The sequence below is a fragment of the Rhodococcus cercidiphylli genome (assembly GCF_033042225.1).
Taxonomy (GTDB): Bacteria; Actinomycetota; Actinomycetes; order Mycobacteriales; family Mycobacteriaceae; genus Rhodococcoides.
The window spans coordinates 20,425-42,900 of the sequence record NZ_JAWLKE010000010.1; the positions used below are offsets into that span (position 1 = coordinate 20,425).

Here is a 22,476-nt window from a genome sequence, read left to right on the forward strand (position 1 = left end):
TTCAGTGGGTAGGGAGGTGGACGAGGCGGTCGGGGGAGAACGCCGAGATATCGAGTTCTGGTTTTCTGCCGTGCACCAGCTCGGTGAGGATGTGTCCCCACAACGGTGCGAAGGTGAACGAGTACGTGCCGCCTGCCACGAAGAGTCCCGAGGCTGCGGCGAGTTCGCCGATGACCGGCATTTCGTCGGGCGTGGTGACCACGGGCCCGGTCCAGGTATCGAGAAGCGCATTGTCGCCCAGCGCAGGCAGAAGCCGTCGGATCTGCTCCAGGTTTCCTGTGGTGCTGTCGGATCTGCTCGGGGCCGTCTCGCTGTCGTGGAACGCACCTGCAGGCCAACCGCCGCCGAGGACGAGGCGTCCCGTTCGATTCTGCTTGATCGACATTCCCTCCCCGACGTGCTGCACCAGCACTTCGAGTGTCCGAGGTGCGGCATCGAGCGAGTGCATCTGCAACGAGGTCGGGACGAGATCGAGCGATACCCCTGCCAGAGCCGCGATCGGAGCCATCCACGGCCCTGCAACGTCTATCACCACGGGTGCAATCCACGTTCCACCGTTGGTGCTTACGGTCCAGGCGTCACCGTCGCGGGTCAATCCGGTGACCGGTGTCGACGGATGTACAGACGCTCCTTCGGCCGCGGCCTGCCGCAACAGGGCAGGACCGGCGAGGTCGGGTTCGGCGAATCCGTCCCACGGACACCAGGTTGCGGCCTGAACACTCGGGCCGAGCAGCGGTAGCGCCTGCCGAGCCTCGTCGCCGCTCAGTACCTCCGTCGGGATCCCCGCAGCGCGTTCCCATCGGTGCTTCGTGATGAGTGCGTGGACCTGCTCTTCGGTTTCGGCCACCATGAACCCGCCGCACCGGTTCAGCCCGAGACCGGGCACAGTCTCGTCCAGTGTGTTCCACAGCGAACTCGTCGACTTCTGAAATGGAAGCAGTTGTTCGACGTCGACGGCTGTGCCCTGCCCAGGCCTGCGCGTATGAATGGTCTGGATGTGCAGGTTGCCCGCGGTCGTACCGGAGCCGGCGGTGTTGGGTAGGGTTCGATCGAGCACAGCAACGCGGGATCCCGCGCGGGTGAGGGCGAGAGCCGTTGCTGCACCGACGATTCCGGCTCCGATGACAACGACGTCGACCTCAGACCGCATGAACAGCTCCTACGGTCGCGTAGGCATCGTCGATACCCGATTCGACGATGACGGATTTCAGCGCGGCAAGCGTGTCGGCGTCGGTGACCGGCAGTAATGGTTCGCGCACGGCACCTCCCGGTTGGCCGAGAAGGTTCATCACGGCCTTCAGCTGGGGGATGGGGGAGGCGTACACGCCGCTGTAGTCCGAGGCGATGAGCCGGCCCGAGAACGCGCGATAACGATCGACCCACATGCGTGCGGTGTCGGCGTCACGTGCAGCGACGGCCTCGTAGAACGGCACTGCGAAGGGCGCGCCCACCCCGCCGCCGTCGATATTGCCGTCCCCACCCAGCTCGAGCAGCGTGGCAAGGCCGCGTCGATGCAGAAAACTCCCGAAGACACGGACGCGGTCGGACACGGCCTCGACGGTGTCGAGCATGGCGAGCCAATCACCGGTGCTGTCTTTGATCGCGACGACGTTCTCCAGGTCGGCCAGTCGAGAGAACAGGTCGGGTGAGGTGCCCATGTCGACCGCAACGCCGCGTGGCCAGTTGTAGACCATGAACGGCAACGATGCTGCGGTACTGACGCTTCGGTAGTACTGGAATGTCTCTTCCGCCGAGGTGTGCACGTACGGCGGAGGGGTTGCCAGTACACCGTCGGCACCGGCGGAAGCAGCGTGCTTCGCCAGTGCCGACGACTGCGCAGCTGTGTACGCACTGACACCGATCACAACAGGGAAGCGGCCTACGACTGCATCGATCGATGCTTCCGCGACGGTCATTCGTTCGTTGTCGTTCTGGCTGAACCATTCGCCTGTGCTGCCGTTCACGAGTACACCGTGAACACCCATCTGCGCGTAAAGATTCATCAAGTCGAAAATTGCGTCGGTGTCGACGTCACCCGACTGCGTGAACGGTGTGGGAGCAGCGGGCCAGTAACCGGACCACGCGACATCATCGCGATTCATGGGAGTGCCTTTCGGGCTCGGGACGATCGACGACGCGTCGTACCCGCATTTGTGGGATCGATTGCATAGACTGCCTTCGGGGTGGTCGAGTCGTCAAGCCGGAAACGTACTCGTAACGCGACCACGGTCGAATATGTCTGTCCGAGGCGTGAAGCAAGAGAACGGAGAACCGATGGCGGTCACCTTGATCGACGTTGCGAGCGCTGCTGGGGTTTCGCGCAGCACGGCATCACGCGCATTGAGTGGATCGTCGCTGATCTCCGCGGAGACACGGGCAGCGGTGGAGGATGCGGCCCGGGTTCTCGGGTATCGGCCGAACAGGGCTGCGAGTGCGCTGCGCTCCAACAGGTCGCACTTGGTCGGTCTGGTCATGAACAACCTGCTCAACGCGACCTTTCACACGGTCGCCGAGGTCGTCCAGAAGAGAGCGGCAGCCAGCGGATTCCAGGTCCTGCTCTGCATCACCGATGCCGATCCGGCGCGCGAGGACGACGTACTGGCCATGCTGGGCGAGCACGGCGTCGACGGAACCATCGTGATCGGCAGCGGTCGAAGTGCGGCGGCGTCGAATGCGCTTCTGGAGCAGGGCCGCGCGGTGGTCAACCTGATTCGTTCGGTCAAGGGGAGCTCGGCGTCGACGGTGCTGGCAGACGACGTGACGGGTGCTCGCGATGCGACAGCGCATCTGATCGAGCTCGGGCACAGTCGTATCGGCTATATCGGTGGAAACGAGGATGCGACGTCCGGACGTGAGCGCTACGAGGGCTATCGACTGGCGCTGGCGGACGCAGGTATCCCGGTCGACGAGACGATCGTCCGGAAAGGCCCGTTCACCACGGAATTCGGTGCCGAAGCGATCAACTCGTTACTGGATGCACCCCACTCGATGACTGCCCTGTATGCGGCCAACCACGAGGCTGTCTTCGGCATCCTGCCCACGCTCGTCGGCAGAGGCGTGTCGGTACCGGACGCGTTGTCGCTGATCTGCCACGAGGACATGCCGTGGCTCGCGATGTGGCGGCCGGCAATCACAGTCGTCGACAACGGCGCGGCCCAATTGGCCAACGTGGCCATGGATCTGTTGTTCCAGCAGATCAAGGACTCACTCGAACCCGACGGGCGTACGTATCGAATCGGTGCTCGTCTGGTGGAGCGGGCGTCGTGTGCCGCACTGTGATCGACGTTATCGGATCACAGGAACGGCGACTGCGATCACGTGCGAACGGTTAACAGTTGATGTACCGCGTGTCGGCAGTGTTAACCGCGTTGACGCCTCCGAATTCGTCTGCGACGCTTGATGCAATCGATCCCAACGGATCGGCTCTTCTCGAATCACTCCGTCATCGTCGCTGCCGCCCCGTCCTCGAACGTGTAGTGCTGCAGTCGATATCGAAAGGCTCGCTCAATGCGCAAGTTAACAGGACTCGCCGCTATCGCTGTCGTGGTGGCCGGCCTCACTGCCTGTAGTTCCTCGGACGATTCCGCAGCCGCGCCTACGGACTGCACACCCACGCTCGGTGCTTCGGACCTCGCCGAAGAAGGCGTACTGACGATGGCCACCAACGCAACCCTTCCGCCCATGCAGTACGTCGATCCGAACGGGGACGTGATCGGCATGCGCGTCGACCTCGGCAAGGAGATCGCCAAGCGCCTGTGTCTGACGCCGAAGTTCGTCAACATCGAGTTCGAGGCGCAGATTCCCGGTGTGCAGGCCGGCCGCTGGGACATGATCGACACCGGCATGTTCTACACGCCTGCCCGTGCCGAGACCATCGATCTCGTTCCGTACGAGGTGCAGGCAGTCTCGATCTCGGTGCCGTCGGGCAACCCCGAATCGATCTCCAGCGTGGACGACCTGGCGGGCAAGACCATCGGAGTCGAAGCGCCCGGATACGAGTTCGACACGCTGACCGCCATGGCCGAGCAATTTGCGGCCGAAGGAAAGCCGGCGCTGACGGTGCAGACGTTCAAGACCAATGCCGATGCTTATCAAGCGCTTTCGGCGGGACAGCTCGACGGGACCTCCATCGTCGAGTCGGTCACGTCGTTCTACCAGGAAGACGGACGCTTCGAGACAGCCGTCGGTGGAATCAACGAGGCACCCCTGGCAATGGGATTCGCCAAGGGCAGCAAATCCTCCGCTGAGGTGGCGCGCGTGCTGTCGGAGATGAGGAGCGATGGATATCTGCCCGAGCTGTTCGAGCAGTACGACGTCACCGGATACGACGGCGACATTGCCGTCAGCACCGGTCCTCTCGACAGCTGATCCGACCAACGCAAGTCGAAAGGCACCCCCATGTGGTCCTGGGACGCATTTTTCTCCATCCTGACGAGCACTCAGCTGCTCGAAGGCGCGTGGGTCACGATCTGGCTCACCGTGGTCAGCATGATCCTCGGACTCGCTCTCGCCGTGGTGGTGGCCTCCGCGCGATCATCCAAGCTCGTGCCCCTGCGGATAGTCGCCGGGTTCTACGTGTGGCTGATGCGCGGCACGCCTCTACTGGTGCAGTTGGTGATCATCTACACCGGACTGCCTCAGGTCGGCATCAAACTGGGTGTGATCGAGGCGGCACTCGTGGGCCTGGTTCTCAACGAAGCCGCATACCTGTCGGAAATAGTCCGTTCCGGATTGCTGTCGGTTCCCACCGGACAGACGGAAGCGGCACGGGCCCTCGGCATGTCACCCACGAAGGTCTTCCGCGTGGTGGTTCTTCCACAGGCGCTGCGGGTGATGATTCCTCCACTCGGCAACAGCTTCAACGGATTGCTCAAGACCACAACGCTGGTATCGGTCATCTCGGTGCAGGAACTGCTGCGTCGGACGCAGTTCTTGGTGCAGGTGAATTTCCGAGTGCTGGAAGGGCTCTGCGCGGCAGCGTTGTACTTCCTGGTGCTGACAACTCTGTGGGGGTTGATTCAGAAGATGATCGAAGTACGAGTAGGACGTGGATACGACCGCAATTACCGCCGTAAGGGCGGCCCGTCGAGTCCGAAGCTCGACGACAGCGCGATGAAAGCCGAGGCTGTGAACCGATGACGAGTGCGACGTCTGCGACCACGAAGGCCACGACGATGGTCGAGGTCAAGAATATGACGAAGGCCTACAACGATCTCGTCGTCCTCGACGACATCGATTTCACGGTCGACAAAGGGGAAGTGGTCCTGCTCCTCGGGCCGTCGGGAAGTGGAAAGAGCACCCTGCTGCGCACGCTCAACTGTCTCGAGACGATCGAATCCGGGACCGTCCGAGTATGCGGCGAGATGATGGGCTTCTCGGAGGGGGTCAAGCGAACGCCGCTGTCGGAGGCGCAGATCGCCAAGCAGCGGCACCACACAGGAATGGTGTTCCAGAGCTTCAACCTGTTTCCCATGATGACAGCGCTGGACAACGTCGCATCGGGTCCGCGTCATGTCCTCGGTACGCAGAAGGACAAGGCGCGCAGACAAGCTCAGGAACTGCTCGACCTCGTCGGCCTGTCGGACAAGGGGGAGAACTACCCGTCACAACTGTCCGGTGGTCAGCAGCAACGCGTGGCGATCGCCCGAGCGTTGGCGATGAAGCCCGAAGTGATGCTGTTCGACGAGCCCACGTCTGCCCTCGATCCCGAGATGGTCAACGAGGTCCTCGACGTCATGCTTCGACTGCGCGACGAGGGCATGACGATGGTGGTGGTCAGCCACGAAATGGGCTTCGCGAAAGCGGCCGCAGACAGGGTCGTCTTCATGAGCGACGGGAAGATCGTTGAAGAGGCACCTCCCGGTGAGTTCTTCGACAATCCCAAAAGCGCTCGTACACAACAATTCTTGAGTCGCATTCTCTGACAAGCGTAAGTGGGGCCGACCATGCGTGCCGTAGGTCGAATGAATGAATGTCGAGCGAGGACGACTCACATTGCCACCCGGTGCATAGGGTGAGCAGTCGGAGTCCGTTTTGTCCGACAGGAGCGTGTCAGCGTGAGTTCACCCATCCTCGCCAAGGGCCAGAACATTTCCCTGCCGGACGAGGTGACCGAGCTGGATGTCATCGTGTCCTGGGTCGACCCGGAGCGAGATCTCGATGCGTCTGCGCTGCTGGTGAATTCGAGCGGGCACGTTCGGTCCGACGCAGACTTCGTCTTCTACAACCAGCCGGAGTCCGAGGACGCGACCGTACGATACCGCGGGAGCAGTAGCACCGACGAAGGCAAACAGGAACGAGTGTCGATTCACCTCGATTCTCTCGCAGCCGAAGTCGACAAGGTGGTCATCGCGGGTAGCTCCGACGACGTTCCGTTGGGTGAATTCGGAAAACTGTCGATGCAGGTGCGGGATCAAACCGGTTCTGTGCTCGGGGAGTTTCTCACCGCCGATGCGTCGTCGGAACGTGCGTTGGTGTTCGGCGAGGTGTATCGGCGGAACGGCGCATGGAAACTGCGGGCGGTCGGACAGGGCTGGGAAACCGGTCTCGGCGGTCTTGCGCAGGACTTCGGAGTCGACGTCGACGACAGCGAGCCCGAAACCTCGGAGAACGACGTGGTCGTGGTCGAGGTCGCTGACTCGCATGTTCAGGCCGTCGACACGACCGGTGAGATCGTCGACGTCTCGGTCGTCGATGTCGAACCGCCGAAACGTGGCGTCCGCACCAAGAAGCCCATTGCCAAGAAGGTCACGCCGCCTCGGTTCACCCTGGCCGGAGGAGAAGCGTGGCAGACGGCTCGCCTGTTCTCCGTTTCCGGTGTCGGATCCGGTGAGGAGCAGGAGAAGAGGGCCACCTCGGCACTGATCGCGACGATGCAGGCGGTTCGTCCGTTCGCTCGCGCAATCTGCGCACATGCCGGAGCGCCATCCGGTCCCTTCGAGGGCTATCTCGAAGTGCAGTTCGCCAAGGGCGAGGGAAAAGTCATCCCCGACGGTGTGTTCCGCGTATCGCGCGCGGGCCAAGTGTGGACCGCGTTGCTGGAAGTGAAGACCGGTACCGGCAAGCTGCAGAAAGAGCAGCTAGAGAATTACCTCGATGTCGCGAAGAGGCACAGGTACGAGACCGTTCTGAGTTTGTCCAACGACATACCTGCCTCCGCCGGTGAGCTTCCGGTCCAGGTGAACAAGACCAAGCTGAACAAGGTATCGCTGCGACATATTTCATGGTCCGAGGTCATTCACGAGGCTCGCATGCTGTTGTCGCACGGCGACCTTGCCGATTCTCTGCAGGTATGGATTCTGAGCGAATTCGTCCGGTACCTGACGCACCCGAAGTCCGGCGCGACGGAGTTCGTCGACATGGGTCGCCATTGGGTGGCAGTTCGTGACTCCGTCACCGCCGGGACCCTCCGCGCGAGTGATGTCAAAGCGTTGTCGGTCGCGAACACGTGGGCGTCGCTGTCCAGGCACCTGGCCCTGCGGATGACCGCCGATCTCGGCGTTCCGGTGAAGCACCACCTCCCGAGGAAATTCAGCGGAGATCCCCAGGCGCGCAACGAGTACATCGTCGAGCAGCTCGTTGTCTCCGGGTGTCTCTCGGCCACATTGCGCATTCCGGATGCCGCCGGGGATGTCACTGTCGAAGCGGATATGCGTACCAACAAGATTCAGTGCAGTACCGCAGTCGACGCGCCGACCGACGGAACCGCGCTCCGGCGAGCGTCGTGGCTACTCAAGCAACTGAAGAACGCTCCCGCCGATATCTTGGTCGAAGCCGTGTTCGCAGACGCAAGCGAAATATCGTGCGAGAACCTGGCGACCGTGCGAGCGGATGCCAAATCGTTGACCGCAGGCCGATCCAGCGAATTGCAGTACTTCACGCTGACGTCACCGACCAAGATGGGCAGCAAGCGCTCGGGATCCGCGGCCGGCTTCATCGGTAGCGTGACCGACGGTCTCGACGCCTTCTATCGCGATGTCGTCCAACCTCTGAAGCCATGGGTCCCGTCGGCACCGGGAACGTCATCGGTCGAGACCGTGGCCGACTGATCGGACCCACCAAGGCGAACCAACTGCACCGAACCCCCGTCGTGTTGGTTAGTCTATCCAAACACAGGCAACGTTTGCCTAACTTGGATGATGGGGAAAGAATGCGGACCTTGAGAATTTCAACGACTCGAACGCGGAGATCTCGGCGCACGCTGGCGACGACATTCGCAGTGCTCTCGATGGTGGGCGTCACCGCGTTGAGCGGATGTTCCTCTTCGGACAACGAGCCGGGGGAGTCGAACACGACCAGTTCGGAGTCCGGTTTCAGCTACGTGGACGGCCGCGGCGAAACCGTCGAACTAGACGCGGTGCCGTCGCGCATCGTGGCCAGCGAACAGGCTGCCGCAGCGTTGATCCCGCTGGGCATCAAGCCGGTCGGCATCTGGGGAGGGAGCTCCTTCGAGTCGTCGATCCCGCTGCGCGGACTCGATCTCGACGGCATCGAAAGCGTGGGACAGGCATACGGCGACATCGACGTCGAACAGGTCGCGGCCCTCGATCCCGATGTGCTCATCACCGGCTGGTACGCCGGGGACGCCTACGGCGGCCTCGGTCTCGAAACATCCGACCTCGCCAACCAACTCGAGCAGGTCGCACCGTTCCTTGCTGTCTCCGCGCAGAAGCCCTCCTCCGAGACCCTGCAGGACTACGAGACACTGGCCACCGAACTCGGTGCCGACGTCGATACCGACGCGAACCGGGCCGACCGTGAGGCCTACGACTCCGCTGTCGCCGACCTGAAGGAAGCAATTGCTGCCAAGCCGGGTCTGACCGCGATGGCCATCTCCCCGTCGGACCAGTACTACGTCGCGATCAACGACGAGTTTCCCGAACTGCGTGACTACCAGAACTGGGGTCTGACGCTTCTCGAGTCCGACGTTCCACGCGCCGCCGACTCGGGATCCTTCACGCCCGTGAGTTGGGAGAATGTCGGTCAGTATCAGCCGAATCTCATTCTGCTGGATACTCGTTCGTACTCGACCCCGCTGGCGGAACTGGAAGCCGACCGTCCGACCTGGGCCCTGGTCAACGCTGCGGAGGCCGGAAACATCGCCGACTGGACCACCGACGCGACCAACAACTATGCGAGCTACACCGCGCAGATCGTCGATCTGACGGCGGCGATCGACAAGACGACCGTCTAGATCCACAACTTCGGATCGAAGACCGAGCCGCTGCCCCCACCTCGGCAACCCCGAGGTGGGGGTACGTCATTCGATGCGAGCCCAGATGTAGTCGGCCACTCGTTGCCCGAACACCGACCAGTTGTGCGCCTGACCTAGCTGTGCATGCTCGAGGTCGACGGAGTGCACGTGGACGGTCCCGGTGATTCTGTCCTGCCACTGGCGGTCTCGGCGACGCTGCATCTCCAGGGGCGTTCCACGAGAAGCTCCGATCAGCAACGCGTCGCCCGCGTGGCGGCCGACCGTCGGTGGTATCGACAGAGCGAGGTGCCGACCGAGGGTGCGCACCAACCGGTCCTGTACCTCGGAAGCGAAGCTCGACAGCAGCGGATCCGTCTGCATGTGGCGCCGAAAATTGTTCTGCGCCTCCTCTATGCCGTTCTCAGACAGATCCTCACGTTCGGCCGTGTCTGCGCCGGCGACGTCTGCGTAGGAATCGAGCAAGACCAGCGACGCCACTTTTTCGCCCCGCTCGTGCAGACGCGCGGCGATCGCGTGTGCGAGCTGCCCGCCGAAAGACCATCCGAGCAGGTGGTACGGACCGTGTGGTCGGACGGCTCGGATCCGCTCGACATGGTCGTCGACCAAGGCCTCGATCGACGTCAACTCGATCGCGTCGTCGCCGCTCTGCAGCGCCGGGTCCTGGATGGCGTATACCGATATCGAGGGATCGAGGAACCGCAAGGCTCCGATGTAGGACCAACTGAGACCTCCGGCAGGCTGCAGACAGAACACAGCGGGATCGCCGGCTCGACGCAACTCCACCACCGGTGCGAGCATGCCGTCTCCGCCACCGTCGATGACCGCACGTGCCAGACCCGCGACTGTCGGTCGCGCGTAGATGTCGCGCACACCGAGCTCGAGATCCACCGCGCGCAGACGAGACGCCAACCGGACAGCAGCCAGTGAATGCCCACCCAACGCGAAGAAGTCGTCGTCTCTGCCGATCTCGGTCACGCCCAACACGTCGTGGACCGCATCGGCGATCAACGATTCGACATCGCCTCGCGGACGGTCCACCGGCTCGGCACTCTCCGACGGTGCAGGCAGCGCCGCGACGTCGAGCTTGCCGTTGACCGTCAGCGGCAGGCTGTCGACCACCTGCACCGATGCCGGGACCATGTAGCTCGGAATCAGTTCCCGTAGCCCGTCTTTGACCGATGACGCGGTGATGTCCGACGCTTCCGGGCCGTCGACGAGGACGTACGCGGCCAGTTCCGTACCGCCTGCCCGCTCGAACACGGTCACCGCGGCGCGCACGATGCCCGGGAGCCGCAGCAGCGCGTCCTGTATCTCCCCGGTCTCGACGCGATGGCCCCTGATCTTCACCTGATTATCGGCGCGGCCGTGATAGGAGATCAACCCGTCCGGGTCGCGCGATACCAGGTCACCGGTTCGATACATTCGAGAACCGTTGTCCGTGAAAGGGTTTGCCACGAAACGTTCCGCAGTCAACCCGGGCCGTCCGTCGTATCCACGCGCGAGGCCTGCACCCGACAGATAGAGCTCGCCGATGACGCCGGGTGCCGACAGCCGCAATGCGGTGTCGAGCACATGCGCGGTGGTGTTCAGAATGGGCCGACCCAGTGTCGGCGTCGATCGGTCCTGCACGTCGGCACCGAGCGCGTTGATCGTGTATTCGGTGGGCCCGTAGAGGTTGTACCCTCCCGTTCCTGGTGCGTCTCGTAGGTCGGACCACAGGCGGTCTCCGACCGCTTCGCCGCCGAGCGAGACGAAGACAAGACCCGCGGAGTCGTCGTCCCGCAGGGACGTGTTCAGGCACCGCGGGCGGGCCAGCAGGCCGGCGTCGACGAGATGTTCACCGTAGGTCGGTGTGACGTCGAAGGCATCGATTCTCTCCGCATCGAAGTAGTCGAGGAGAATCGCCGGATCGCGTCGCGTCTGCTCGTCGATCACGTGCACCGTGTGGCCCTCCAACAGCCAGAACAACTGCTCCCACGATGCGTCGAACGAGAACGACGTGGTGTGCGCGATCGCCAACTGTCTGTGCCCGGCCCGGGCGACGACGGGCTCGAAGATTTCCTTGCGATGGTTGACGAACATGTTCGTCAACCCGCTGTACGGGACTGCAACCCCTTTGGGACGCCCGGTCGATCCCGACGTGTAGATGATGTAGGCAAGCTGGTCGAGTCGCCGCGCGACATTGCCGGGTGCAGGCAGTCCTTTTCCGACACCGTCGACGTCGAGTTCGATGACGGCAGCGGACTGTTCGGTCGTGACGCTCTGCAGCTGTTCCGCCAGCGTGCTCGTCGTCAGAACGACGTGCGGGCGCGATTCGCGCACGATGTACTCGATGCGGTCGACGGGCATCTCGGTATCGACCGGAACGTAGGCAGCTCCTGCGGCGAAGACACCGAACAGCGCCTCGACCATGAGCTCGGTGCGGGGGAGGAAGAGCATGACCCGCGATTCCCCGACGACGCCGTTCGATCGCAGCAGCGCCCCGAGATTCAGTGCGCGTGAATGCAGTTCGGCAAAGCTCCACCGAACATCCCCGGCCACCAGTGCCAGCGCGTTCGGTCGGTCTGCAGCGCGTGCAGCGAACAGATCCCACACCGTGTGCTCGGGTACAGCCGAGCCGAGTGCGCCCGAGTGTTGCCGCGTCCACGCGAGCTCACGCGGGGTGAGCAGAGCGATGCTCGCCGCCGCCTCGTCCGGTGCCGCAGTCAGCGCGGCCAACGCCGCCCGATAGGTGTCGGCGATCGCTGCTGCCCGGGCATCGTCGAGAGCGTCCCGTCGATGCATCACTCGCACCCGGGCACCGGACTCCACCGGCGCGACAACCACCGTCAGTGCGTAATGCGTTGCATCACTGAGCTTCTGGTCGATCACCCGAAGTGCGCCATCGGGACCCAACCGCTCGTCGGGCGGGACGACCGGGATGTTCTGGAAGACGAACAACGTATCGAACAATCCACGGTGCCCGGCGCACTCCTCCAGGTCGGACAGCGCGAGATACGGATGGGTGAGCAGGGGGCGTCGCTCGTCCTGAATACGGGCCAGATGGTCACGGACGGCGAGAGCGGAATCGATGCGCACCCGCAGCGGGACCGTGTTGAACAGCAACCCCAGAAGCTCGTCGATACCGGGGATCTCGGCCGGCCGACCGGACACCACGGTACCGAACACCACATCGTCCTGGCCGGTGAACTTCTGCAGAGTCAGCGCCCACGCAAGTTCGTACACGATGCTCGTCGTCACGCCGGTCTGCGCAGCGAGTTCCTTCACCTCTCGGGTGAGTGAGCGATCGAGATGGAAGACCGTCTCCGCCGAACCGGCCGGATCGACCGATGCCGCGGTGCGCCGGGGAGCGAGCAGTGTCGGCCCCGGCGTGCCTGCGAGCTGGCGCCGCCACATCTGCAGGCCCGCATCACGATCACGAGTTCTCAGCCACATCATGTAGTCGTCGTACGACGCACGGTGACTCGACTCGGTGCGGCCGGGCCGGGTGTATTCGTCGAGAACGGCCCGTAGGAATCTCCAGATGGACCACCCGTCGAGAACGAGATGTTCGATGGTGAACACCAGTGCACTCCGGCCCTCGGGGAGCAGCGCCACGCCCAGTCGGACGAGCGGCGGCTGCACAGGGTCGAATCCCTGTGCAGCCTCGCGCCTTTCGAAACGTGTCAGCTCCACCTGAGCCGCATCTGCGTCGAGGTGTCGCAGATCCGTCGTCGCCCAGGGCATCCGGACCGTCCTCGGCACTGCGGCAACGGTGCGCTCACCGAGCTGGACATATCCTGCACCGACCTGCGGGTGCGCGGCGAGCACGGCGTCCGCGGCACGTCGCAACAGATCCGTGTCGAGCGAGCCGGACAGTCGCATCACCGTCTGCGACAGGTAGATCCCCTCGCCCTGTCCATCCAGCTGCTGATGGAAGAGAAGCCCGTCCTGCAACGACGTCGTCGGGTAGATCGCTCGCAGCGGGCCGAGAATCGACTCCACTGATCGACGCTCCCGCGGGTCGAGTCCGGCCATGTCGGTACTGCGATCGATGCCGTCTGCAAACGCGCTGGCCACCACTGGATTGACTCCGGAACCCACTGCGTTCAACCTGGTCGCGACAGCCGTCGCCAGGCGTGCGGCGACGTGGGCGACGTCGATGTCGGCGAGGGCGGACACCGAACACGCGCACGACCACGATCCGGTCTCGGTTCGGAGGAACCTGACGTCGATCTCGGGCGCGGAGGCGCTCTGTACGAGGTGCTGCCCTTCGGCACTCGAAATGTGGATGCGGACCTGCAGATCGGCAGGCGGTAGGTCGTCGAACACACCAGGGGTGTGTTCGCTGAGGTGCGCGGCCACCCCGAAGGATGCGGCGTGCTCGGGGTCGGCATCTGCGCCGAGGAGGGTGCCCGCGTCGATCACGACGGGTAGCCCGCGGCGCAGGCAACCCACCGTTCTGGAACCGTGTTCGACGTTTCGGTCTCGGTCGGATTCGTCGACCCACACCACCATCGACTCGTGTCCGGCGAGCTCGGTCATCACCTCGCGCACCGACTCGAGGACAGCCGTCCGAGTCTCGACGATGCCGGGAAGTCCGGTCGTGGTCAGTGGTGCAGAACTCTCGGCACCACCACTCGCGGGTGCTGTCGGCACGGAGAAGAGGGGCGACCCTGTTTCTCGCCGGTCGATCACATTCACGGCCGCATCCACGACGTCGAGCCACGTCTCGGCGTGGTCGACGATCGAGAGGTCCTCTGCCAGGTCCTGATCGAGGCGTGACCATCGTGCCGAGGAGCCGACCGCCACGTCGACCACCGATCGATCACTCGTCAACGCATCGAGAACGGACGGCCACGACTCCTCGTCGACCGCCGCGTGGGTCATCTCCAGTTGCAGTGCACCTTCGCCCGTCCAACCGGCTCGAAGACCCCCGTTCGCGACAGCCCCGAATTCCGTTTCTGCACTGTGGATCCGAGACCGCTCGAGAATCTCCGTTGCCGTCAGAGAGGTACGCACCGGCATGTCACCGTCGGTGTCGAGTCCGGTGGAGAGCATGTCGTGCCGAAGGTGGAGGCCGATGAGCGTCGCCTGGGCACGACGGATCTGCCTCTCGGACAAAGGGAGTGTGCGTGACCACTTGCCGGGAAGCGGCCGAGCGGGTATCGGGATCCGTTGCGGGGCCGAGTCGTTCGGACTGGTGGCCAGTTCGGAGATCCGCCGGTTCGGATCTGCGACGGCCTGAGCTGCGATCAGTGTCATGTCGTCCAGAATCGTTCGAATGGTTCTGTCCTCGAACAGTTCCCGGCGGTAGAGGATGTCGAATCCGAGTCGACCCGATTCACCTCGTGGACCGATGGCGGCGATCAGATCGAACTTTGCCGACGCGTCGTCCGGTGGGCGGAGGACTCCGTCTACGGGCCCCAGCGACACCGGTTTCGGTCGCGTGTCCACCTCGGCGATCATTACCTGGAACAGTGGATGCACTCCCGGGGTTCTCGCGGGCCGGATCCACTCGACGACGTCGTGGAACGGGGTGTCGCGACGGTCGACACAGTCGAGCGTCGAATTCCTGGTCCGCGCGGTCAATTCGGTCACTGTGGGGTCGCCGGTGAGGTCGGTGGGCAGCACGATGGTGTTGACATAGAGCCCCACCGCATCGGTCAGCGCGTCCGGTGGTCGAGTATCGACGGCCGTGCCCATCGGGATCAGGTCGCCGCCGCCGTGGGCACGCAGTGCGAGAGCAGTGACGATCTGGAGAAAGACCAGTCGGCTGATGCGGTTCGTCGTGCAGAACTGCTCGATGTCGTCGTCCAGGAACGTGGGCAGTACCGTTTCGATGATCCGCCCCGCGGTGGACGGCACTTCGCTGCGGGCGTGATCCAGCGGGAGAGCGACGGGCTCGACGTACGGTGCAAGAGTGGACGTCCAGAACGGTCGATCTGTCGTGACGTCGATGGAGCCTTCGTCCTCCGCATACTGCGCGTAGTCCACCGCCGACGCCGGCCAGATCGGTTCCTCGCCTCGAGCACGCGCGTCGTACGCGATCCGGATGTCTTCCAACAGGATCGGCACCGAACCGCCGTCGGCGGCGATGTGGTGCACCGTCAGGACCAAGCGAGACCGGTCGTAGAGATCTGCGGCGAAGGGGATCTCGGTGCCGAGGTCGAATGTGCGGGGGTTGTACGGTTCACCTCGACGGTCCGCTACCTCCACTGCGGCTGTGGGTTTCAGGTGGCGCAGCACCCTGCCGTCGTCGTTCGAGTACACACTGCGCAGCGACGCATGGCGTGTTGCCACATCTGCCAGTGCATCGGCCAGGACGTCCAGATCCGGATCCGACGTCAGATCGAGGTGGACCGGCATGGTGTACGCATGGCGGTCCGTTTCCATCTGATCGAGGAACAGCATCCGCTGCTGTGCAGTCGACGCCGGCCCGGTACGTGCGGACGTGTGGGTGTTCGTCATCGGTGAACTCCTGATGCGAGTGTGCCGAGAAAGTGTTCCGCCACTGTCGACGCGGTGAGAGTGTCCGAGAGCGCGAGGTGATGCACGGACAGCAAGGCGGACCATCCGTCGCTCTCGTGTTTTTCGACATGGATGTGGAGCAACGGGCCGGTGTCGACATCGATCCCGTTCGCGACGCTCGCCGAATTCTCTTCACCTGCAACGTGCACGACGGTCTCGATGTTCACCGCGTCGGGATGTATCTCGAAGGCTTTCCACAACCTGCGCCGGGAGCGGTCGATGCGGGTGCGCAGTGCCGGGAACGTCTTCATCAGCGCTGTTGTCGACCGGCGCACCTCCCTGTCGAGGTCTACTGCGGTCAGATCGGAGCGGACGTCGATCTCGACCCGAACCGTCTCGATACGGTCGTCGATGTCCAGGCCCGACTTCACCGCGGCCCTGGCGAGATCGGGCAGCGGCACAGCGACATCGGCACGGGAAACATGTTCGTGTGAAGCATCTTTCGTCGCCGCGTCGTGCACCGCGGCCTCGGCCAGTGCGGCTACCGTGCGGAGATCGAAGATCTGCATCTCGGTGATACGCCAGCCGCGTCTGCGCGCGAGGGTGACCGTGCGAATCGCGCTGATGCTGTCGCCGCCGACTCGAAAGAAGTCGTCGTCGATTCCCATGTCGTCGGCCTCGAGTCCCAGGGCTTCGGCGAAGGAGGCACGGATCGCGATCTCGCTGTCGGTTGTCGGTACTCGATCACTCGATGGCGAGACATGGAATTCGATGGGGGGAAGGCCGTTGCGGTCGAGCTTTCCGCTCGAGGTCAGCGGGATCTCGTCCAGGATTGCGATACGAGCCGGAACCCACGACGCGGGGAGGATACGGGTGACCGTGAGGCGAATATCGTCCTCGAGCAGAGCCGTTCCGGCATCTGCGACGACGTATCCGACGAGTCGCGGCCCGGCTGCCGTGATCTGTTGGGCCGCGGCGCTCGACCGGACGCCGGGATGGGCGCGAAGCGCGGCCTCCACCTCGGCCAATTCGATACGTTGGCCGGCCAGCTTGATCTGGCCGTCGGTCCGGCCGAGATACTCGATACTGCCGTCACGTCGTTGCCGCGCACGGTCGCCGGAGTGGTAGAGGCGGGCACCGGGGACGTCGGCCCGAGGGTCGGCCACGAACCTGCTCGCGGTCAGCGCGGCCTTGTCGTGGTACCCGCGGGCCAGTTGCGTTCCCCCGAGGTAGAGATCTCCCTCGGCACCGGGCAGCACCTCGGCGAGCGTGTGATCGAGTATGCGGCAGTAGGTGTTCCACACCGGCGTGCCGATCGCGACGGACAGCCCTGCGACCGGTCCGCGCGCCGAGACGTTCTCGGCGGTCACGTCGATTGCCGCTTCGGTGGGGCCGTACAGGTTCAGCAGGGTCGCCCGCGGGAAGACCGTGGCCACCGACTGCGCATGCTGCGCTGTCAACGGCTCGCCGCTGCAGACGATCAGCCGCAGCGCACTGGCGTCGAGGACAGGGTTCGCGGGTTCGGACGTCGCCGTGGTGAGGAATTCGCCGAGCATCGAGGGAACGAAGTGGACGATGCTCACTCCGTGCGTCGCGATGAGGTCCGCCAGCCGCCGTGGATCTCGGTGGCCGCCGTCTTCCACCACGACGACCGACGTTCCGGTGACGAACGGCAGAAAGATCTCCCAGCCCGAGACGTCGAACGACGCGGGGGTCTTCTGCAGGAACACGTCCGTATCGGTGATCTCGTGATGTTCTGCGGCCCAGAGGACGCGGTTCACGATGGCCGAATGGGACACCGCGACGCCCTTCGGTCGTCCGGTCGAACCCGAGGTGTAGAGAACGTACGCCGGATGATCACCGCGCAGCGGGCGTCGGCGTTCGTTGTCGACGACCGGATGCGTAGGAAGTTCGGCCAGCCGAGTGGCCACCGCTGGGTCGGCGAGGTCGATCAGGGGCACATCCGAATCGGAGAAACGTGCAGCGATATCGGCGGTGGTGACGATCGTGGCGGCACCGGAGTCTTCGAGCAGGTAGCGAAGCCGTGATTGGGGCAGTGCTGGATCGAGTGGCACGTAGGCGGCTCCCGAGAAGGTCACGGCGAGGATCGTGACGATCAGCGCGGGTGACCGATCGAGTGCGACCGCCACGACGTCCTCGGGTCCATGACCGGAGTCGATGATCAACCGTGCCAATGCGGACGCCTCGCCGAGGACTGTTCTCAGGTCTCGGCGACGATTTTCGAATATCAGCGCCGCGCCGTCCACCGGGGATGCGCGAGTGATGATTCGGTCGAGCGTCAGGCCGGGTTCGATGGCTCGTCGAGCGCCGGAGAGTCGCGACAGCGTGGCGTGGTCCTGGGCGTCGAGCAGATCCACCGCGTCGACCTGCAGGTCCAGCGAGGCCGGCATACGCTGCAACACCGTTTCGAGTCGCCTCATCAGTGCGTGGGCGGCGTCGGTGTCGACGACGTCGGTTGCGTACTCGACAGCAAGACCGACGGCCGAATCGTTCTCGTACAGAGTGATACTCACGTCGTACTTGGCCGTACCGGTGTCGACGGGCAGCCGTTCGGTGACCAGGTCGCCGAGAGTCAGAGTGCCCCCGCCGTCCCGGTGTGGTTGGTGGACCACCATCACGCGCACCGGAGGCTGCTCGCGCAGCGCCGGCACCGCGGCCACGACCTCCTCGTACGGTGCCCTCGAATGCGCGAGCGCGTGCAGCGTCTGGTCCCGGGTACGCGCGAACACTTCTCGTAGCGTGGGGTTTCCGCGTAGATCTGCTCGCAGCAGCACGGTGTTCAGGTGGAAACCCACTTCGTCGCTCGCGTCGTCGTGGCCTGTTTCCGGGGACCTGATCGACATCGGGGACGCCGTGAGGAACTGCTCACCCGATCCGCATGCGCGCAGTGCGATCGCCGTCGCAACCTGAGTGGCCATGTACATGCTCGCCCCGCACTCGCGCGCCGTGGACCGCACAGCCGCTGCGACGTCGTCGGCAACGACGCGTCTGATCGTCCGCCCGGTCCGTGCGCCGGTATGGCGGGCAGCGCGCCAGCCCGGTACGTCCAGGACCGGCGGTAGTGGAGTCAGATGTGCTCGCCACGAGGCGATCTCGGACTCATGATCCTCCTCGAACACCGCCGTCGGGGGCGGCGCGGTACCCAGGTCGAGTGGTGTCCGGCCGGCACCGCGCGCAGCGTAGGCACGCGAGAGGGTGCGCAGCAGAGCCGGTTCCGACCATTCGTCCGTCGCGATGTGATGCACGGCGAGAACGAGCGTCGTGCAGTCCTGCTCGTCGTCGTGAACGAACACGCCGGCGCGCAGCGCTATCGACTTCGAGGGATCGAATCGTTCCTGCAGGAACTGCTCGATCGCCTGCGCCAACTTCGAGGACGACAGGGCGTGACGTCGCAGGGCAGGGGCCGAGCGTTCGTCACTCGGGTCGAGGATCTCGACCGTCAGTGCTCCGTCGTTCTCGACGTACAACGACCGCAGAGATCGATGACGTGCGGTGACGTCGGCGAGTGCCTGTTCGAGAGCGGAGTGGTCGAGTGGACCGGCGACCCTGAACACCAGCGGTACCGTGTAGGTTCCGCCGTGTCCACTGAGTCTGTCCGCCAACCACATTCGTCGCTCTCCGGCGTTCATCGGCCGGGTGCGCGTATCGATGTCGACCGTCTCGTCGATATTCGTTTCACTGTCGGCGCACGGCGGCTGTTCCGCTGCGTCGATGTAGGCAGACAGAGTCGCGACCGTCGGGTGATCGAACACCGCTCGCACCGATATCCGTAGGTTCAGATCCCGATTGACCCGGGTCACCAGACGCATCGCGGCCAGCGAATCTCCGCCGAGGTCGAAGAAACCGCTGTCGGGTCCGATGGAATCCAAGAGCGCCTGCGAGCCGGCTTCGCGACCGAGCAAGGCCGCGATGTGTTCGGCCAATCGCCGTTGACCGTCGGTCAGCGGGCCCGCCGGCGCACCTCCGACATCCGGGACGGGCAGGGCGCGGCGGTCGACCTTACCGTTGACGGTCGTGGGAAACGCCTCGAGCACCATCAGATGCGCGGGAATCATGTGCTGGGGCAGCAACGTCGTCAGATGCGCGAGAACACTGCGAGAAAGGTTGTCCGAGTTCGGGTTCGCGTCGTCCGTGGGTACCACGTAGCCGCACAGAACGGGTGTTGCCGCTGCGTGCACGAGCACGACGGCAGCGCGAACCTGGGGATGAGTGGCCGCGGCGGCTTCGATCTCTTCGAGTTCCACCCGCATGCCGCGGATCTTGACCTGGTTGTCCGCTCGGCCGAGGAAGTCGAGTGTTCCACCTTCCGTCCAGCGAGCGCGGTCACCCGTTCGATAGGCGCGGCCGCCGACCTCGAGGGCGAAGGGGTCTGCGACGAATCTCGCGGCAGTCATGTCCGATGCGCCGACGTAGCCGCGCCCGAGCAGGTCACCTGCCGCGTAGAGCTCGCCGCCCATGCCCACGGGGAGTGGTCGCAGGCGGTCGTCGAGCACATACAACCGGCAACCCGGATTCGGTTGCCCGATCGAGGTGGAGATTCGGTCCGATCCGGTCCCGTCGTACACCACGTGCGAGACCCCGATCGTCGCCTCGGCCGGCCCGTACCCGTGATAGAGGGTCCCGGTCATGCGAGACCGGAACCGCGAGAACAACTCCGGAGTGAGAACTTCGCCGCCGCACCAGACGTGACGAATCCCTGCCATCGCGTCGGTCCCGGCGCTGGTCTCGAGGAGCACGTCGAGCATGGAGGCGACGAGATATACGAAGGTCACTCGCTCACGGGATATCAACTCCAGCAATCGCTGCGGGTCCCGATCCTCTCCCGGTCCCGCTACGACGACGGTTCCTCCCGAGCACAGCGGGAGCAGTAGCTCGTTGATCGAAATATCGAATGCGAGTGGAGCTTTGAAGAGGCTGGCATCACCCGGGCCCACCTTCAGGATGTGCTCGATCTGCCACTTCATCCGGCTGGCGATGGCCTCGTGCCGGATCATGGCCCCTTTCGGCCGACCCGTCGAGCCCGAGGTGAAGATGACGTATGCCAGGCCGGCTCCGTGACGGACCACTCCCGACGGCGGGGTGACCGGTCGGCTCTCGTGCTCCCATCGGTCGAGGGCCACCGCTATCGACAGCACCTCCGTGTCCTCGTTCGACTCCGAGCTTCCTGGGCCGCGCAATGCCACGCCGATGTTCGCGTCACGGACTACCGCAGCCCTGCGGGCCTGGGGCCACTGCGGGTCGAACGGGACGAACGCTGCTCCTGCCGCGAGAACGGCCATGACGGAGACGACCATCTCGGCCGACCGAGTCATGTCGATGGCCACACGTGCTTCCGGTCCGACTCCCGCCGCCACCAACGAGTGCGCGAGTTGGCTCGAGCGGTGGCTCAACTCGGCGTAGGTCAGACGGGTTGAGCCTGCAACGACGGCGGTCGCGTCACCTGTCCGCTCCGCCCACGCCTCGAACATCTGCACGACATCCTGCTCGGCGAGGCAGTGACCGGTCTCGTTGACGTCGGTTACGAGCGTCTGCAGCTGCTGCGAGGAGGCGAGGGGCAACGAGTCGATCGGAGCATCCGGTGCGGTGGTCGCGGCATCGAGAAAGACCGCAAGCGCGTGCGCATGGGCTCGGATCTCCGTCTCTGTGCCGGCACCTCGTAGCTCCATTGCCAGCCACGAGCTTCGAGGGTTCGCACGGTCGATGGTGCCCTCGACCACGAACTCGAGGTCCGTCACAGGCCCGAGCCAGTTCTGACGCAGTCGCGCGCGCTCGCCTCCGAACATCGAGTCACGTTCGGCCACCAGAACATTGATTCCCGGAGCGATCAGCGCAGAGTCTCCTCGCCGCAGCCGGAGCAGCTCGGTCACCACATCGGGTGCGACCGCGGTGTGAGGTCGCATCCGCGTCAAGGTGGAATCGACGTTCGCCAGCACGTCGACGACGGTCCTGCCCTCGTGTTCGAGCACGAACGGCACGACGGTCGAGGTCATTGCGATCGGAGATTCCGCCGGGGCACGGCCGGCGATCGCCAAGCGGATGGGTTGCCGCCCTGCGGGTCTCGTCGTTGCGGCGTATGCGCCGAGGAGACCGACGAGCGTGCGGCGCGGCGACGTGCGCGAGCGATCGGCCAACGCGAGCACGCGGTCGACGACGTTCTCCGGTAGCTCGACCGCGATGTGCGACACCGTCAGTCCTGTGTGCTCGAGCAGACCCTGATCTTCGGGCAGGCTCGCGACCACCGCATCCCAGTAGTCGCGGTCCTCGCTCGGTGAGGCGGTGTCGGTGCGAGGACGCGTGGATCGGTCCGTCCGAACATCGTTGTAGACGTCGGCGACCCGTTCTGTGAGTGCGGCGACCGAAAGGCCGTCGATCACGACGTGGTGGTAGGCCTGAATCCACCAGAGCCGCCCGTCTTCTGCGGCGGCGACGATGTGGTGATGCATCGGGCCGGTGTCCGACGACCCGATCCTGGACCGAGCCTCGGTGACGAGGGAATCGATGTGCGTGTCCGATCCGGACGTCGCATGTGTCTCGATGCGTCCGGGCACCGCGTCGACGATGTCGAGGTCACCGTTCGGGGACGGCGTGAATGCGCGATCGAGATGCGGCAACCCGGCGAGCGTGGCTGACACCGCACTGTGAAGACGCACGGGGTCGGTGGTCGTGGGGAGCTCGAGTCGCCACGCCAGCGAGTACGTGCCCTCGCCGGCGTCGATCTGCGCGGCGGTCCAGACGGCTCTCTGTGCGGGGGTGATTCGAGGTGCGTCGAGCATGGTCATCCAGGTCTCCTC

General features: G+C 64.5%; 10 protein-coding genes. 6 read left to right on the forward strand and 4 right to left on the reverse strand.

Translation table 11 applies throughout. The features are described from left to right. Window position 1: 1 nt before the first annotated feature. Both R3P95_RS22560 and R3P95_RS22565 read right to left on the reverse strand, forming a co-directional pair. Window positions 2-1,150 carry an NAD(P)/FAD-dependent oxidoreductase gene (locus tag R3P95_RS22560; RefSeq protein ID WP_317549574.1) on the reverse strand — a complete coding sequence of 383 codons (1,149 nt, stop codon included), beginning with the start codon at window positions 1,148-1,150 and terminating at the stop codon, window positions 2-4. Beyond that, complete coding sequence (locus R3P95_RS22565) at window positions 1,140-2,102, reverse strand: dihydrodipicolinate synthase family protein (protein WP_317549575.1); 963 nt, start codon at window positions 2,100-2,102, stop codon at window positions 1,140-1,142. The genes R3P95_RS22560 and R3P95_RS22565 overlap by 11 nt, the downstream gene beginning before the upstream one ends. Window positions 2,103-2,274: 172 nt before the next feature. Between R3P95_RS22565 and R3P95_RS22570 the strand changes: the two genes are divergently transcribed. From R3P95_RS22570 to R3P95_RS22595, 6 genes are all read left to right on the forward strand, one after another. Continuing rightward, the gene (locus tag R3P95_RS22570; RefSeq protein ID WP_317549576.1) at window positions 2,275-3,279 is read left to right on the forward strand and encodes a LacI family DNA-binding transcriptional regulator; all 1,005 of its coding nucleotides are present in this window, start codon (window positions 2,275-2,277) and stop codon (window positions 3,277-3,279) included. A 228-nt stretch (window positions 3,280-3,507) separates the two neighbouring features. After that, complete coding sequence (locus R3P95_RS22575; RefSeq protein WP_037189208.1) at window positions 3,508-4,368, forward strand: ABC transporter substrate-binding protein; 861 nt, start codon at window positions 3,508-3,510, stop codon at window positions 4,366-4,368. 30 nt (window positions 4,369-4,398) lie between these two features. Continuing rightward, entirely contained in the window at window positions 4,399-5,139 is a 741-nt protein-coding gene (locus R3P95_RS22580) for an amino acid ABC transporter permease (protein WP_094614187.1), read from the forward strand. Further along, entirely contained in the window at window positions 5,136-5,924 is a 789-nt protein-coding gene (locus R3P95_RS22585; protein ID WP_317549577.1) for an amino acid ABC transporter ATP-binding protein, read from the forward strand. The genes R3P95_RS22580 and R3P95_RS22585 overlap by 4 nt, the downstream gene beginning before the upstream one ends. A 132-nt stretch (window positions 5,925-6,056) precedes the next feature. Beyond that, entirely contained in the window at window positions 6,057-8,048 is a 1,992-nt protein-coding gene (locus R3P95_RS22590; protein ID WP_317549578.1) for a TerD family protein, read from the forward strand. Between the two features lie 110 nt (window positions 8,049-8,158). Continuing rightward, on the forward strand, window positions 8,159-9,193 hold the full coding sequence (locus R3P95_RS22595; protein ID WP_317549579.1) for an ABC transporter substrate-binding protein: 1,035 nt from the start codon (window positions 8,159-8,161) through the stop codon (window positions 9,191-9,193). A gap of 66 nt (window positions 9,194-9,259) precedes the next feature. Here R3P95_RS22595 and R3P95_RS22600 read toward each other — a convergent pair whose 3' ends face one another. Both R3P95_RS22600 and R3P95_RS22605 read right to left on the reverse strand, forming a co-directional pair. Continuing rightward, window positions 9,260-15,664: a non-ribosomal peptide synthetase gene (locus tag R3P95_RS22600; protein ID WP_317549580.1), complete on the reverse strand. Its 6,405-nt coding sequence runs from the start codon at window positions 15,662-15,664 to the stop codon at window positions 9,260-9,262. Further along, entirely contained in the window at window positions 15,661-22,464 is a 6,804-nt protein-coding gene (locus R3P95_RS22605; RefSeq protein WP_317549581.1) for a non-ribosomal peptide synthetase, read from the reverse strand. The genes R3P95_RS22600 and R3P95_RS22605 overlap by 4 nt, the downstream gene beginning before the upstream one ends. Window positions 22,465-22,476: the final 12 nt, after the last annotated feature.